Origin of the sequence: Frateuria flava, assembly GCF_017837635.1 — a bacterium.
GTDB classification, from domain to species: domain Bacteria; phylum Pseudomonadota; class Gammaproteobacteria; order Xanthomonadales; family Rhodanobacteraceae; genus Frateuria_A; species Frateuria_A flava.
Genome location: NZ_JAGJRS010000008.1, coordinates 53,470 through 68,586, shown reverse-complemented (window position 1 = coordinate 68,586; position 15,117 = coordinate 53,470). Strand labels below are relative to the sequence as shown.

Below are 15,117 nucleotides of genomic sequence, written 5' to 3'. Positions count from 1 at the left end.
CGTTTGTACGATTCCCGATTGGCTATTCACGATTCCCGGCTCCTCAACGTCCCAGCGCCTGGACCAGCCGCACCCTGCGGTTGTCCGGCACCTCGTTGTAGGCCAGTACGTGCAGGTTCTGTGCCACGTGACGGGTGAAGCGCGCGAGCCATGGGCGAAGCTGCGGCGCGACCAGCAGCACGGCCGCTTCGCCGCTCATTTCCTGGCGGCGCGCGGCGTCGGCGACGCTCTGCTGCAGGCGGTCGGCCAGGCCCGGTTCGACCGCCGCGCCGGCCACGCCGCCGCCGGAGAGCGAGTTCATGAGAATCTGCTCCAGCTCCGGCGCCAGCGTGATGACCGGCACCTCGGTGCCCAGGCCGGTGATCTCCTGCACGATCTGCCGGCCGAGCGCGACGCGCACGGCGGCGGTGAGCATGCCGGGATCCTGACTCTGCCCCGCGTGCTCCGCCAAGGTTTCGACGATCGTGCGCATGTTGCGGATCGGCACGCGTTCGGCCAGCAGGTTCTGCAGCACCTTGACCACCACGCCCAGCGCCATGCGCTTGGGCACCAGGTCCTCGACCAGCTTGGGCGCGGTCTGCGCCAGGCGGTCGAGCAGCTGCTGCACGTCCTGGTGGCTGATCAGCTCGTGCGCGTGCGTCTGCAGGATGTGCGACAGGTGCGTGGCTACCACGGTGGCCGGGTCGACTACGGTGTAGCCCAGGCTCTGCGCCATCTCGCGCTGGCCCTGTTCGATCCACACCGCTTCCAGGCCGAACGCCGGATCCTGCGTCTGGATGCCCTGCAACGGCCCGTGCACACGGCCGGGGTTGATCGCCAGCAGCCGCTCGTTGTGCACCTCGGCCTCGCCCATCGGCACGCCCATCAGGGTGACGCGGTAGGTGTTCGGACCTAAGTCCAGGTTGTCGCGGATATGCACCGCCGGGACGAGGAAGCCGAACTCCTGCGAGAGCTTGCGACGCACGGACTTGATCCGGCCCATCAGCTCGCCGCCCTGGTGGGTGTCCACCAGCGGGATCAGCCGGTAGCCCACTTCCAGGCCCAGCGGATCGACGCTGGCGACGTCGTCCCAGCCAAGCTCCATCCGCTCGGCCGGCACCTGCGCCGCCGCGGCTTCCGGCTGGGCGATGGCCTCGGCCAGCTTCTCTTTGGTCTCGCGCTCGCGCTTGATCATCAGGTACGCCGCGCCGCCGCAGCAGCCGCCCAGCAGCAGGAAGGCGAGGTTGGGCATGCCCGGGATCAGGCCCATCACACCCAGCACCGCGCCGGCCACCGCCAGCGCGCGCGGCTGGCCGAACACCTGGCCGAGCACCTGCTTGCCCATGTCCTGCGACTTGGACACGCGGGTGACGATCACCGCGGTGGCGATCGAGAGCATCAGCGCCGGCACCTGCGCGACCAGGCCGTCGCCGATGGTCAGCAGCGTGTAGGTCTTGGCCGATTCGCCGGCGCCCAGGCCGTGCTGGAACATGCCGACGAAGAAGCCGCCGACGATGTTGATGAACAGGATCAGGATGCCGGCGGTGGCGTCGCCGCGGACGAACTTGGACGCACCGTCCATCGAGCCGTAGAAGTCCGCTTCCTCGCGCACTTCCTGGCGGCGCTCGCGGGCCTGCTCCTGGGTCAGCAGGCCGGCGTTGAGATCGGCGTCGATCGCCATCTGCTTGCCGGGCATCGCGTCCAGGGTGAAGCGGGCGGTCACTTCGGACACGCGGGTGGCGCCCTTGGTGACCACCACGAAGTTGATGATGGTGAGGATCGCGAACACCACCAGGCCGACGGCGAAGTTGCCGCCGATCACGAACTCGCCGAACGCCTCGATCACCTTGCCGGCCGCTCCCGGGCCGTCGTGGCCGTGCAGCAGCACCACGCGGGTCGAGGCGATGTTCAGGGCGAGACGTAAAAGCGTCGCCATCAGCACGACCGTCGGAAAAGCGGCGAATTCCAGCGGCCGCATCACGTAGATCACCGCCAACAAAATGACGAGCGACAGGGCGATGTTGAAGCTGAACAGCATGTCCAGCAGGAACGGCGGCATCGGCAGCATGACCATCGCCAGCATCGCCAGCATGACCACCGGCGCGCCGACGCCGCGGCGCCCGAGCTGCTTGAGACTTTCCATTGCGCCTGCGGCGGCCATTTACGCTTCCTCTTAGAGCTTGTAGGGGCCCATCAGGTCCGGATCGACCTCGGGCCGTGGCGCCGGCGGCGGCTCGTCGCCGCGTGCCGTCGCCTGCTTCAACTGGTAGACGTAGGCCAGCACCTGCGCCACCGCCACGTACAGCGAGACCGGGATTTCCCGGCCCAGCGAGGTGGTGGCATACAAGGCGCGTGCCAGCGGCGGCGCCTCGACCATCGGGATGCGGTGGCCGCTCGCCACCAGGCGGATCTGCTGGGCCAGCACGTCCACGCCCTTGGCGATCACGCGCGGCGCGCCGGCGCCGTTTTCGTCGTATTTCAGCGCAACGGCGAAGTGGGTCGGATTGGTGACGATCACGTCCGCGTTGGGCAGCTCCTGCATCATCCGGCGGCGCGACATCTCGAACTGCACCTGGCGGATGCGGCCCTTCAGTTCGGGGTTGCCCTCGGTCTCCTTCGACTCGTCCTTGAGCTCCTGGCGGGTCATGCGCAGGCGCTTGGCGTGGTCGAACTTCTGGTAGAGCGCATCCGCGCCGCCGATCAGCAGAAGCAGGGCACCAAACAGCAGCGCCGAGCGGCCCAGCAGCGACATCGCGCGCGCCACGCCAAGCACCACGTCCGCGCGACCGAGCGCCTGCAGCTCGTCCACCGAATGTTTGAGCAGGAGCGCCAACGCCCCGCCGATGAAAAGCAGCTTGACCAGCGACTTGACCAGCTCGACCAGCCCGCGCATCGAAACCAGGCGACCCAGGCCGGTGACCGGGTTGAGTCGGTCGAACTTCGGCTGCAGTGCCTGGCCGCTGAAGTGGATGCCGCCCAGCAACACGGGCGCGGCCAGCGCGGCCAGGATCGTCGCCAGCGCGACCGGCATCAGCAGCATCAACGCCTCGCGCACCGCCATGGCGAGCACGCGGCCGGGCAACGCATCGGAGAACAGCGCCTCGCGGCTATAGGAAAGGCCCAGGCGGTAGATGGTGCGGGCATGCGCCATGGCCCCTTCGCTGCCCGAGAGCAGCGCGGCCACCCCGGCCAGCACCACCAGCGCGCCGGAAAGGTCGCGCGAGCGCGGGATGTCGCCTTTCTCGCGAGCCTCTTTAAGTCGTTTTTCGGAGGGTTGTTCTGTGCGTTCCTGGTCGTCGTTCTCGGCCATGACATCAGCCTCCGACCAGTTCGTGCATCAGCGACCAGGCGCTGTTCTGCAGGGTTTCGAATGCGCCGGGCAACGCGCGCAGGCCCATCCACAGCGCCAGCGAGCCCAGGCAAAGGGTGATCGGGAAGCCCACCGCGAACAGGTTCATCGACGGCGCCGCGCGGCTGATCGCGGCGAAGCCGATGTTCACCACCAAGAGCGCCGTCACCGCCGGCAACGCCACGCGCACGGCGCCGGCGAACAGGTGCGTGCCGAACAGCACCACCGCGTGCAACCCCTCGGCGCTGATCGCCACCGGGCCGGGCGGCAGCGTCTGGAAACTGTCGGCGAGCAGCTGGATCAACCGCAGATGCCCGTTGAGCGCCAGGAACAGCAGCGTCACCAGCACCATGTAGAACTGGCTGAGCACCGGCGTGCTGCCGCCACCGCCGGGATTGACCACCTCGGCGAAGCCCAGGCTCATGCCCTGCCCGACCAGCTCGCCGCCGAACGCCACTGCCTCGAACACCAGCTTCAGCACGAAGCCGACCGAAGCGCCGATCAGGATCTGCCCGATCATCGTCGCCACGCCGCTGGCGCTGAACGGATCGACCGCCGCCGGTGCGAGCGGCGCCAGCACCAGCGTCAGCATCACCACCAGAGCGACGCGGATGCGCGCGGGGATCACGCCGGAGCCCAGCACCGGTGCGATCAGGCACAGGCCGCCGACGCGACCCATCGCCCACAGCAGGCCGCCCAGCCAGTTCTCCAGCTGGGCGAGGTCCACCGTGGTCACTTGACGGCCCCGGGCAACCCCTCGATCAGTTGCCGGGTGAACTGCACCAGCGTGCGCAGCATCCACGGGCCGGTGATCAGCGCCACCACCGCCATGGCGATCAGCTTGGGGATGAACGAGAGGGTCATCTCGTTGATCTGCGTGGCCGCCTGGATCACGCCGACCAGCAGGCCCACCGCCAGGGCGGTGAGCAGCAGCGGCGCGGCCACCAGGATCGCGATGTAGAGGGCGTGCTGGCCGAACTGGATGACGGATTCAGGGGTCATGGGAATGCTCGGGCGAGCCGCACATCAAGCTCCCTCTCCCCTCCGGGGAGAGGGCTGGGGTGAGGGGCCGGGGCTCGCGGGGGAAGTGGGTGTGCGGGAAGCGGGAAGCTTTTGCTTCGGGAAAAGCGGAAAGGTGTGCATGGCTGCGAACAAGCTCTTTCGCGAGCCCCGACCCCTCACCCCAACCCTCTCCCCGGAGGGGAGAGGGAGCAGAAGCGGGGGCCTGCGTCATGTGTAGAAGCTCCCGGCCAGCGTGCCGATCAACAGCGTCCAGCCATCGACCAGCACGAACAGCATGATCTTGAACGGCAGCGAGATGATCATCGGCGAGACCATCATCATGCCCATCGACATCAGCACGCTGGCGACCACCAGGTCGATGATCAAGAACGGGATGAACAGCAGGAAGCCCATCTGGAACGCGGTCTTCAGCTCCGAGGTCAGGAACGCCGGCATCGCCACGCGGAAGGGCACGTCGTCCTTGCTGGCGAAGGGCTTCTCCTTGGCCAGTTGGGTGAACAGCTGCAGGTCGGCATCACGCGTCTGGTCGAGCATGAAGCGCTTGAACGGCGCACTGGCGGCGGGCAGCGCCTGCTCGGCGGACATCTGGCCGTCCATGTACGGCTTGACGCCATCGCTGTAGGCCTTGTTGAACACCGGGCCCATCACGAACAGCGTCAGGAACAGCGCCAGGCCGAGCAGCACCTGGTTGGGTGGCGTCGACTGCGTGCCCAGCGCCTGGCGCAGGAAGCCCAGCACGATGATGATCCGGGTGAACGAGGTCATCATCAGCAGGATCGCCGGCAGCAGCGTCAGGACCGTCATCAGGCCCAGCAACTGCAGCGACAGCGTCCAGTTCTTCGCACCGCCCGGCGCATCGTGCACGGTCAACACGGGAATGCCGCCACCGGACAGGCTGGGGCTCGCCGGCATGCTCAACGCGGGTGCGGGCATGGCCGGCGCGGGGGCCGCCTGCGCGAAGACAGACAGCGGCAACACCATCAGCACCAGCGCGAGCAGCCAGCGTGCGCCACGGAACGACATCACTTTCACGACCTGCGATTTCACGACTTGCCTTTCCAGCGCGACAGCAGTTGCGCGAAGTTGGGAGCGACCGGCGACGGCGCCGGCGGGTTGGCGTCGACCGGCGCCTCGCCCTCGTACACGTGCAGCGTGCGCAGGCCACCCTGCCCCACCCCGACCAGCAGGCGCTTGCCGTCGGCATCGATCAGCAGCACGCGCTCGCGCGCGCCCACCGCCATCGATTCGACGCAACGGATGCGCCGCCCCCCGGGCAGATTGCGCGCTTGCAGCCGTCGACTCATCCAGCCCGCCACGAAAATCAACGCGATGACGGCGGCCAGGCTCAACAACACCCGCAGCAACTCGCCCCCGACATTCATTTCGGGCGCCGCCGCCACGGGCGCAAGCGCCCGCAGCCGAATCCCGAAGCCCGAATCCCGAATCACGGCCTCACCGCAACTTGCGAACGCGCTCGGCCGGGCTGACCACGTCGGTCAGGCGGATGCCGAACTTCTCGTTGATCACCACCACCTCGCCGTGGGCGACCAGCGTGCCGTTGACGAACACGTCCAGCGGCTCGCCGGCGGCGCGGTCCAGCTCCACCACGGAACCCTGGTTGAGCTGCAGCAGGTTGCGGATGCTGATGCGGGTGCGACCGACCTCCATCGCGACCGTCACCGGCACGTCCAGGATCATGTCCAGGTTGACATCCCCACCCTCAACGGCAAAACCGCTCAGGGCGTCCGATTCGATGCGGTCGGCGACCGCGGCGTCATTGGCAGTCATGCGCTTTTCTTCTCTGTGAACTCGCCGGACGCGCGCCGTTCGCGGCGACCGACATGGGATTGGAACTGGATCGCCGTCTGGCCGTTGGCCTGGCCGTAGCGGCCGCGGAACACCGGCACGTCTTCGGCGAAGACGGTGCACAGCTCGGGCAGCGTCACCGGGATCACATCGCCCGGGCGCAGCTGCAGGAAGTCGCCAATGGACAGTTGCGCCTCCAGCAGCAGCGAGCTCAGCTCGACTTCCGCGTCGAGCACTTCCTCGTGCAGGTGTTCGGTGAAACGGTCGTCGCGGTCAGCCAGGTCGCTCTGCACGCCAGCGTCCAGCAGCGTGCGGATCGGCTCGACCATCGCGTAGGGCAGCGTCAGGTGGATCTCGCCACCGCCGCCGTCGAGCTCGACGTGGAAGCGCGAGATCACCACGGTTTCGGTCGGGCTGACGATGTTGGCGAACTGCGGGTTGATCTCGGAGTTGATGTACTCGAACTCCAGCGGCAGCACCGGGTTCCACGCCTCGGTCATGGCGCCGAACAGCTCGGTGAGCATGATCTGGATCACGCGGTTTTCGATGGCGCTGAAATCGCGGCCCTCGATGCGCGCGTGGAAGCGCCCGTCGCCGCCGAAGAAGTTGTCGATCACGGTGAACACCAGCCGCGGCTCGAACACCACCAGCGCGGTGCCGCGCAGCGGCTTGATGCGCACCAGGTTGAGGTTGCTCGGCACCGCCAGGCTGTGCACGTACTCGGCGAACTTCACCATCTTCACGCCCAGCACCGAGACCTCGCAGCTCTTGCGCAGGACGTTGAACACGCCCAGGCGGAAGAAGCGGGCGAAGCGGTCGTTGACCATCTCCAGCGTCGGCAGACGGCCGCGCACGATGCGGTCCTGCTGGGTGAAGTCGTAGGCCTGCACCGCTTCGGTGGGTGGCGGCTCGTCCTCGCCGGTGGCGACGCTGCCGCCGGTGACGCCGTCCAGCAGCGCGTCGATTTCGTCCTGGGAAAGCAGGTCGCTCATGGGCGATGCCTCACTGCATCACGAAGCTGGTGAAGTACAGCGCGTCGATGCCGGGCTTGCCGGTGCGCGCCTGGACGATCTTGCGCACGGCCTCCAGCGCCTCGGCCTGCAGCTTCTGCTTGCCGGCCGGGTCGGTGAGGACGGAGTAGCTCTGGCGGCTGAACAGCATCACCAGGGCGTTGCGCACCACCGGGTCGACGCCCTTGACGGTGTCCAGCGCGGCCTGGTCGTGCGACATCAGGGTGACGCCGACCTGCAGGTAGCGCATCGCGTCGTCGTCGCGGAAATTGACGACGAAGGCCGGGTCCAGCGGCAGGAAGAATTCCGGCTGCGTCTTTGCCGGTGCGGCCGCGCCGCCTTCCTTGTCGGTGGACGCGGCGGCCGGCTTGTCGTGTCCGCGCGAGGTGAACAGATAGGCGCACGCGCCGGACACCGCCAGCAGCGCCACCACCAGGCCGATCACCAGCGGCGAGCGCTTTTTCTTCGTCGGCGCCACCGCTTCCTGTTCCGTACTTGCCATGCCTCAACCTCGTTGTCGTTTTTCTTCGGCTGGCGCTCGGGGCACCGCCTTGCACGGGCCTTGTTGCAATCCGCGTGCCACGGCCCGGAGCGTTGGTCCTGCAGGGTTTGCGGCAGGCGTGGCGCTTTCTTGACGCGTGCCGGGGAACGGGCGCGTCGCGATCACGGCGGGTGTCTGGAAACCGGCGGGGCGTGAAGGGGGCGGATGGGGGGGCTTTCGCAAGGCTTCCCCCATCCGACCTTCGGGCACCTTCCCCCGTGAACGGGCGAAGGATCGAGGTCGCAGCGCCCGGGCCGAAGTTGTTCCTCCGCGAACGCGGTGGAAGGGAAGGATGGAAGTCGCGGCGCCCGGGCCCGGGGTCCCTCCCCCGCGACCCTGGAAGGATCGCGGTCGCGGCGTCCGAGCCCGAGTCCTTCCCCCGCGAACGCGGGGGAAGGTGCCGACAGGCGGATGGGGGCGCTCTTGGGCGGGATACACGCCGGTGCACGAAGGTCGGCGTGCGACGAGCACGCTTCGACTTCGGCGCCTGCACTCAGCGCGAACGGATCCCAGCCACCGCAGAGGTGGCCGCAGGGTGGCGTCGAAGGGCCCGAGCCCTCAGGCAAACGTATCGAGCATCCCGAGCGCTGCGACCGGCATGCTCGCCATCACGGCGGGCTCGGCCTCGATCTCGCCGATCGCCCCACCTGCCTCGCCACCGCGCCCGCCTTCGCCGTGCTGCTGGCGCTGCCCCACGTCGGCCTGGCCGAGGGCCAGGCCGTGCTGCGCCAGCAGCGCGTCAAGCTGCGGCAGCGTCTGCTGGACCGCATGCACGGCCGCCGGATGCTGCACGGCGAAGCTCACGTCCACGCGGTCGTGGTTCATGCTGACCTTGACGTCCATCGCGCCCAGGTCCTCCGGGTGCAGGCGGATGCGCGCCTGCTTGACGTCCTGCAGGCCCAGCCAGACCACGTGCTGGCCCAACTCCTGCGCGAACGCCGGGGTGCCTGCCGGACTGGCGACGCTGAGGTTGTGCGCCGGCGCGACGGTGGTGGCGGCCTCGGGCGCCGGCATCGGGTTGGCCGACAGGCTGCCGAGTTGTGCCGGGTCGATCGGCGCATCTTTCTGCTCGGCGGGTTTGGCGATCATCGTCGCCAGCGCGTTGGCCTCGACGTTGATCGCGGTCCTGGCAGCCGCCGTGGTGGCGGCGGTGTTGGCGAGCAAAACCATCGCGGCCGGGGTCTTGGCGCCGGTTCCGGCGGTCACCGATTTGTTCGCCGCATGGGCCACCATGCCGGCCGCCGTCAGCGGCTTGGCCGGTGCGGCCTGCCCGATCAGCGCGAGCATGGCCGCGGCCAGCGCGGCGGCGTCCGGGTCGCCCTCGTCCTTCGCGGGTGCTTCGACCGGTTTCTGCGTTTGCGCCTTGGCCGGCGCCTCGGATGTTGCCGCCTCGTGCCTGGGGTCGTCCTGCGCCGGCTTGTCCTGCGCCTGCCCGTGTTGCTGGCGGGCGGCATCCAGGTGGCGGTCGAAGCGGCTCTCGTCCGTGCCGGACGCCGGACTTGCGGCGGGCCGGGCCGGCGGCGGGGTCGGCTGGACGGGGTTCACGGCGGCGGTGGTCGCGCTCATGGGCACTTCCTCATCAAGGCTTCAAGCGGCATACGTCGGTGAGAGGCCAGCAAACTTCGCGCCAAGCGCTAGCGCGCGGGGCGGCGGTACTGCATGCGCTCGTCGATGTCGTTCTGTTCGCGACGTTCCTCGGCCTTGCGGTCCTGCTCGCGGTAGCGGTCGATCACGTTGTCCAGCGCGGCTTCGCGGGCATGCGCGTCACGCCACAGGCCGCGCATCTGGTCGAGCAGGCGGCGCTGGCGTTCGATTTCGACGGCCTGCTGTTCGATCGCCCGGTCGATGCGTTCGACGAATTGCTGGCGGTTCATCAGCGCGGTGGCCGTCAAACCGCCGACACTCGGCGGGCTGGCGTATTCCTGGCGGTAGCCGCGCAGCTCCATCAACTGGCGCTCGGCCTTGGCCAGCCGCTGCTGCTGCTCGGCCAGCTTGAGCACGGCGTCTTCGCTGCGCTGCTTGGCCTGGTCGGCGGCCGGCTGCAGGCGGTCGGCGCGCTTGCTCACGCGGCGGCCTCGGCGGCGAGAGCGTTCAGGGCGGCGATGCCGTCGGCCAGGCTCATCGGTTCGTCCACTTCCTGCTGCAGGAACCCGCGCAGCCGCGGCCACATCACGATGGCCTGGTCGACCTGCGGGTCCGAGCCTTTCTGGTAGGCGCCCACCGCGATCAGGTCGCGCTGCTGGCGGTAGGCCGAGTAGACCTGGCGGAAGCGCTGCGCGGCGCGCTGGTGCTCGCGCGCGGTGACCGCCGGCATCACGCGGCTGATCGAGGCTTCGATATCGATCGCCGGGTAGTGGCCGGCCTCGGCCAGGTCGCGCGAGAGCACGATGTGGCCGTCCAGGATCGCGCGCGCGGCGTCGGCGATGGGATCGTGGCGGTAGTCGTCGCCTTCGGTCAGCACGGTGTAGAAGGCGGTGATCGAGCCCACGCCCTCGGCATCGTTGCCGGCGCGCTCGACCAGCGCCGGCAGCATGGCGAACACCGACGGCGGGTAGCCCTTGGTGGCGGGCGGCTCGCCGATGGCCAGCGCGATCTCGCGCTGGGCCTGGGCGTAACGGGTGAGCGAGTCCATCAGCAGCAGCACGCGCTGGCCACGGTCGCGGAACCATTCGGCGATCGCGGTGGCGTACTGCGCGCCGCGCAGGCGCTTCAGCGGCGGCGCGTCGGCCGGCGCGGCGACGATCACCGCGCGGCGGCGGCCTTCCACGCCCAAGGTGTGCTCGACGAACTCCTTCACCTCGCGGCCGCGTTCGCCGATCAGGCCCACCACCACCACGTCGGCGTCGGTGTACTTGGTCATCATGCCCAGCAGCGTGGACTTGCCGACGCCGGAGCCGGCGAACAGGCCAAGACGCTGGCCGCGGCCGACGGTGAGCAACGCGTTGATCGCGCGTACGCCGGTGTCCAGCGGGGTGTCGATGGGCTTGCGCGCCATCGGGTTGATGGGTTCGGCCTTGAGCGCGGCGTGTTCGCCGGTGTCCAGCGGGCCTTCACCATCGAGCGGCACGCCGTCGGCACCGATCACGCGACCGAGCAGGCCCGCGCCGACCGGCAGGCCGCCGGCATGGGCAAGCGGGCGCACGCGGGCGTTGGGCAGCACGCCGTGCATTTCACCGACAGGCATCAGCAGCAGGCGTTCGTCGGCGAAACCGACCACTTCGGTGTCGAGCTGGCTGCCGTCGGCGGTGTCGACCAGACAGCGCGCGCCGAGCGCGGCTTCGCAGCCCTCGGCCTCAAGGGTGAGCCCGACCACGCGGCGCAGGCGGCCTTCGACCGTGAGCGTGTGGGCGGCCTGCGCGCGCTGGCGGCGGCGGGCGAGTTGTTCGGTCCAGGCGCGGGTCATGGGGTGAGCTGGTGGGGCATCCGGCGGGTGGCCCCCATCCGCCCTTCGGGCACCTTCCCGCGCGCGCCGGGGGAGGATCGGGCAAGTCCGCTGGGGAGGGATCGGGCAAGTGCGCGCAGGAAGGATCTTGCGGAGGTGTGCGCCACCGGGTCCTTCCCCCGTTCCACGGGGAAAGGTGCCGACAGGCGGATGGGGGAGGCCTTGCCGCAGCCGATCACGCTCATGCGCCCGCCTCGTCCCCGAGCACCGCATCCACCATTACCGCCAGGCGTGTTTCCACCCGCGCATCCAGCCGCGAGCGTTCGTTTTCGAGCAGGCAATCGCCCCGCTTGAGCGCCGGATCGGCCACCAGCTGCCAGTGCGTTTCGGCCGCATCGAGTTCGCGCATCAAGGCCAGGTCGTCCGGATGCAGCCGCACGCGCAGCTCACGCGTGGCGGCGGGCAGCGCGGCGGCGGCCTGGCGGACGGCCTGCGCGATCAGCTCGGGCCGCGCGGCCAGTTCCTGGACGATCACGCGGCGCGCGACGAGCATGGCCAGTTGCGCCAGTTCCTGCTCCACGTCGGCATCGAGCGCTTCGAGCGGGCGTGCCGCCTGCTCGCAGATCGATGCCAGCCGCGCCAGCTGCTCGCGCCCCTGCGCGCGCGCCTCGGCCAGGCCCTGGGCCAGGCCGGCGGCATGGCCTTCCTCACGCGCCTGGCGCTCGAGCGCTTCCAGGTCGCTGACGGTCGGGTGGTTCGGCGCCTCCGCGGGCGCCGGCGCGGCTGCGGCGCCGACCTGCGGCGGCTCCCAGCGCTGGTAACCGGCGCCTGCCTCGCGGGTGAGCACGGCACTCATCAGACCAGGTCATCCGAACTGCCGAGGGTGATCTGGCCGGCATCGGCCAGGCGGCGCGCGATGCCGAGGATTTCCTTCTGCGCGGCATCGACTTCGGACACGCGCACTGGACCGGCCACTTCCAGGTCGTCGCGCAGCATGTCGGCGGCGCGCTTGGACATGTTGGCGAACATCTTTTCGCGGATCGATGGCTCGGCACCCTTGAGCGCCACGATCAGGCGCGGCGAGGGCACTTCGCGCAACAGCGCCTGCATCGAGCGGTCGTCGAGCTCGACCAGGTCGTCGAAGACGAACATCAGGTCTTCGATCTTGCTGCCCAGGTTCGCATCGTGGCTGCGGATGGCGGCCATCAGCTCGGCCTCGCGGCTGGATTCCATCGCGTTGAGGATGTCGGCCGCGGCCTTGAGGCCGCCCACGCTGGCGGACTTCAGCTTGTTGGTGTTGCCGGAGAACTGGCGCTCCATGATCTCGTCCAGCTCGTTGAGCGCGTGCGGCTGCACGCCGTCGAGCGTGGCGATGCGCATGATCGCGTCCGAGCGCGTGCGCGCCGGCAGGTAGCCGAGCACCTCGGCGGCCTGGTCGTGCTCCAGGTGGGCCAGCACCAGCGCGATGATCTGCGGATGTTCCTGGCCGACCATCTCGGCGATGGCGCGGCCTTCCATCCACTTGAGCGATTCGAGCCCCTTGCTGGAACGGCCCAGCAGGATGCGGTCGATCAGGCTGCCGGCCTTGGTTTCACCCAGTGCGTTGGTGAGGATCTTGCGGATGTAGTCCTCGGTGCCGACCCCGAGCGCGGTCTGCGAACCCATGTCGTCGTGCAGGCGGGTAAGCACCTTGTCGACCTGCTCGCGCGAGACGGAAGTCAGCACTGCCATGGCCTGGCCGACCGCCTGCACGTCGCGCGCAGACAGGTGCTTGAGGACTTCGGCGGCGTCCTGCTCGCCCAGGGTGAGCAGCAGGATCGCGGCGCGCTGCGCGCCGGTGATTTGCGGTTCCTGTTTCATCGACGTTTAGCCGCCGTCCTCGCTGACCCAGTTCCTGACCACCTGCGCCACCTGCTTGGGGTTGTCGCTGACCATGCGTCGCGCCAGTCCCACTTTCTGCTCATAACCGATCACCTGCGGTCCCGACAGCCGGTTCCCCTCGTCATCGTCATCGGCAATCCGCACGGAAACCGTAGGCACGGGCCCGGCGGCGGCCAGCGCCGGTTGCGGCGCGCTGCGCAACAGCCCCTTGAGCAGCGGCCGCAGCAGGCCGAAGGCGACGATCAGCGCGATCAGCACACCGATCGCCTGCTTGATGAGGTCCAGCGCGCCGGGGCGCTGCCACAGCGGCGCCTGTTCGGGCGCATCGGTGGCCGGCGTCATGCGGAAGGCCTGGTTGATCACGCTGACGCTGTCGCCGCGGGTCTGGTCGAAGCCGACCGCGTTCTTGGCCAGCTGCGTGAGGTGGTCCAGTTCCTGCGGGGTGAACGGCACGCTGGTGTCGCCCTTGGGGCCGCTCACGGTCTTGTTGTCGACCACCACCGCCACGCTCAGGCGCGCCAGCCGGCCGGCCGGGTCGCTGGTGTGGCTGATGGTGCGGCCCACTTCGTAGTTGCGGGTGGCGCTGGAGGAGCTGTCGCCGGTGCTGGTCTGCGCGGTGGCCGTCGGCGCGGCCGCGGCCTTGCCGCCGGCGTTGGGGTTGGCGGCGGTCGGCTGGGCGGCCATCACCGGTGGCTGGTTGCTGAGCGCGCCGGGCACGCCACCGTCGGCGGCGCTGCCGTCGGCACGGTGTTCGCTGCTGGTCTGCTCGCTGCGCAGCGCCGGGTGTTCGTGGTCGAAGGTTTCGCTGGCCTTTTCGGTGGCGCTGAAGTCCAGGTCCACCGAAACCTGCGCGTGCACCTTGCCCGGGCCGACCAGCGGCGTGAGCAGTTCCTCGATGCGCTGCGCGTAGCTGTTCTCCATCCGCGTGGCCAGGCGCAGGCGGCTGTCGCCCACGGCGGCGGCGCTGTCCGGATCGCTGCCGGTCAGGAGCTGGCCCTGCTGGTCGATCACCGACACCTGCTTGGCATCCAGGTCCGGCACCGAGGCAGCCACCAGGTGCACGATCGCGGCCACCTGGCTCGCATCCAGTTGCCGACCGGGATAGAGCGTCACCAGCACCGAGGCACTGGCCTGGCGGCTGTCGCGGATGAAGGCCGAGGGCTTGGCCAGGGCAAGGTGCACGCGCGCGGCGCGCACGCCCTGCAGGCTGCCGATGGTGTTGCCCAGGTCGGTCTCCAGCATCTGCTGGTAGCGCGTGCGCTCGGCCAGGTCGCTCATGCCGAAGGGCGAGTCGGCCTGCGGCATCGCGTTCGAGGCGGTGCCCTGCGGCAGGCCCTGCCCGGCCAGGCGCAGGCGCACGGCGGCGAGATCGGAGGCCGGCACCATGATCGAGCTGCCGTCGTTGCCGAGCTGGTAGGGCGTGTTGGTCGACTGCAATGCCTGGGTGATCGCGGCGGCGTCCTGCTGGCCCAGGCCCGCGTAGAGCAGGCCCCAGTTGGGACCGCGCGACCACAGCACCACGGCCACGCCCAGGGCGACGGCCGCGGCCATGCCGACCAGCAGCAGCAACTGGCGGGAGGCCGGGCTGCGCGCGAGCTGCTTGAGGTCGAAGCGATTGGCCGGGCTGTCGGTGGTGGCGATGGCGTTGTCAGCCATGGGTACGAATCATCCGTAAAGCGGGAGAGAGAACGTCAGGCCGGTGCTCACACCGGCATGTTCATGATTTCCTTGTAGGCATCGACCAGCTTGTTGCGCACTTCGGTCATCGTGCGCAGCGAGAGATCGGCCTTCTGGATCGCCACCATGGTGCGGCCCAGGTCCGCGCCCGGATCGCCGCGCTCGAACGCCGCCGCCATCTGTCCAGCCTGCTGCTGGCTCTGGCCGACGCTGCCGATCGATTCCTTCAGCAGCGCGCCGAAGTCCGCCTTCGCCGCCGGCGCCGCCTTCAGCGCGCTCTCCGCCGGGCGCACCTGGCTGGAGATCTGGCGCATCTGGGCGAGCAGGTTGTTGACGTCGATCGTGCTCATGTCGGGTTTCCGGCGCGTGGCGGGTTTTCAGGGGAGGGGTTGCACGAGGTGTGCCAGTGAGGGGCCGGGAATGGTCAATGGCCAATGGTCAATCGCAGAAGCGTTCCTCGGCGCGCATG

At 69.3% G+C, this 15,117-nt stretch carries 16 protein-coding genes; all 16 read right to left on the bottom strand.

Annotated features, from left to right (window positions below; genetic code table 11):
- Positions 1-43 precede the first annotated feature (43 nt).
- The 16 genes from flhA to fliE all read right to left on the bottom strand — a co-directional run bounded on the left by flhA (position 44) and on the right by fliE (position 14,998).
- Positions 44-2,140, bottom strand: a complete 2,097-nt coding sequence (gene flhA / locus J7I44_RS03725) for a flagellar biosynthesis protein FlhA (RefSeq protein ID WP_245187903.1) — start codon at positions 2,138-2,140, stop codon at positions 44-46.
- A gap of 12 nt (positions 2,141-2,152) precedes the next feature.
- The gene (flhB, locus tag J7I44_RS03720) at positions 2,153-3,289 is read right to left on the bottom strand and encodes a flagellar biosynthesis protein FlhB (protein ID WP_209615964.1); all 1,137 of its coding nucleotides are present in this window, start codon (positions 3,287-3,289) and stop codon (positions 2,153-2,155) included.
- A 4-nt stretch (positions 3,290-3,293) separates the two neighbouring features.
- Positions 3,294-4,064 (bottom strand): flagellar biosynthetic protein FliR, encoded by a 771-nt coding sequence (gene fliR, locus J7I44_RS03715; protein WP_209615961.1) that lies wholly within the window; start codon positions 4,062-4,064, stop codon positions 3,294-3,296.
- Entirely contained in the window at positions 4,061-4,330 is a 270-nt protein-coding gene (gene fliQ / locus J7I44_RS03710) for a flagellar biosynthesis protein FliQ (RefSeq protein ID WP_209615958.1), read from the bottom strand. Before fliQ ends, fliR begins: the two co-directional genes overlap by 4 nt.
- A 228-nt stretch (positions 4,331-4,558) precedes the next feature.
- On the bottom strand, positions 4,559-5,374 hold the full coding sequence (gene fliP, locus J7I44_RS03705) for a flagellar type III secretion system pore protein FliP (protein WP_209616011.1): 816 nt from the start codon (positions 5,372-5,374) through the stop codon (positions 4,559-4,561).
- 20 nt (positions 5,375-5,394) lie between these two features.
- Positions 5,395-5,733, bottom strand: a complete 339-nt coding sequence (fliO, locus tag J7I44_RS03700) for a flagellar biosynthetic protein FliO (RefSeq protein WP_209615955.1) — start codon at positions 5,731-5,733, stop codon at positions 5,395-5,397.
- A 70-nt stretch (positions 5,734-5,803) separates the two neighbouring features.
- Positions 5,804-6,139, bottom strand: coding sequence for a flagellar motor switch protein FliN (gene fliN, locus J7I44_RS03695; RefSeq protein WP_209615952.1), 336 nt, complete (start codon positions 6,137-6,139; stop codon positions 5,804-5,806).
- Positions 6,136-7,149, bottom strand: coding sequence for a flagellar motor switch protein FliM (gene fliM, locus J7I44_RS03690; protein ID WP_209615949.1), 1,014 nt, complete (start codon positions 7,147-7,149; stop codon positions 6,136-6,138). The genes fliN and fliM overlap by 4 nt, the downstream gene beginning before the upstream one ends.
- Before the next feature lie 10 nt (positions 7,150-7,159).
- On the bottom strand, positions 7,160-7,669 hold the full coding sequence (locus J7I44_RS03685) for a flagellar basal body-associated FliL family protein (protein WP_209615946.1): 510 nt from the start codon (positions 7,667-7,669) through the stop codon (positions 7,160-7,162).
- A 597-nt stretch (positions 7,670-8,266) separates the two neighbouring features.
- Complete coding sequence (locus J7I44_RS03680) at positions 8,267-9,274, bottom strand: flagellar hook-length control protein FliK (protein ID WP_209615942.1); 1,008 nt, start codon at positions 9,272-9,274, stop codon at positions 8,267-8,269.
- Positions 9,275-9,342: 68 nt separating this feature from the next.
- Positions 9,343-9,774, bottom strand: a complete 432-nt coding sequence (gene fliJ / locus J7I44_RS03675; RefSeq protein WP_209615938.1) for a flagellar export protein FliJ — start codon at positions 9,772-9,774, stop codon at positions 9,343-9,345.
- Positions 9,771-11,111, bottom strand: a complete 1,341-nt coding sequence (gene fliI, locus J7I44_RS03670) for a flagellar protein export ATPase FliI (protein WP_209615935.1) — start codon at positions 11,109-11,111, stop codon at positions 9,771-9,773. Before fliI ends, fliJ begins: the two co-directional genes overlap by 4 nt.
- Positions 11,112-11,331: 220 nt before the next feature.
- On the bottom strand, positions 11,332-11,946 hold the full coding sequence (locus tag J7I44_RS03665; RefSeq protein ID WP_209615931.1) for a FliH/SctL family protein: 615 nt from the start codon (positions 11,944-11,946) through the stop codon (positions 11,332-11,334).
- Complete coding sequence (gene fliG / locus J7I44_RS03660) at positions 11,946-12,950, bottom strand: flagellar motor switch protein FliG (protein ID WP_209615928.1); 1,005 nt, start codon at positions 12,948-12,950, stop codon at positions 11,946-11,948. Before fliG ends, J7I44_RS03665 begins: the two co-directional genes overlap by 1 nt.
- 6 nt (positions 12,951-12,956) lie before the next feature.
- Positions 12,957-14,627: a flagellar basal-body MS-ring/collar protein FliF gene (gene fliF / locus J7I44_RS03655; RefSeq protein ID WP_209615925.1), complete on the bottom strand. Its 1,671-nt coding sequence runs from the start codon at positions 14,625-14,627 to the stop codon at positions 12,957-12,959.
- A gap of 47 nt (positions 14,628-14,674) precedes the next feature.
- Complete coding sequence (gene fliE / locus J7I44_RS03650; RefSeq protein ID WP_209615922.1) at positions 14,675-14,998, bottom strand: flagellar hook-basal body complex protein FliE; 324 nt, start codon at positions 14,996-14,998, stop codon at positions 14,675-14,677.
- Positions 14,999-15,117 lie beyond the last annotated feature (119 nt).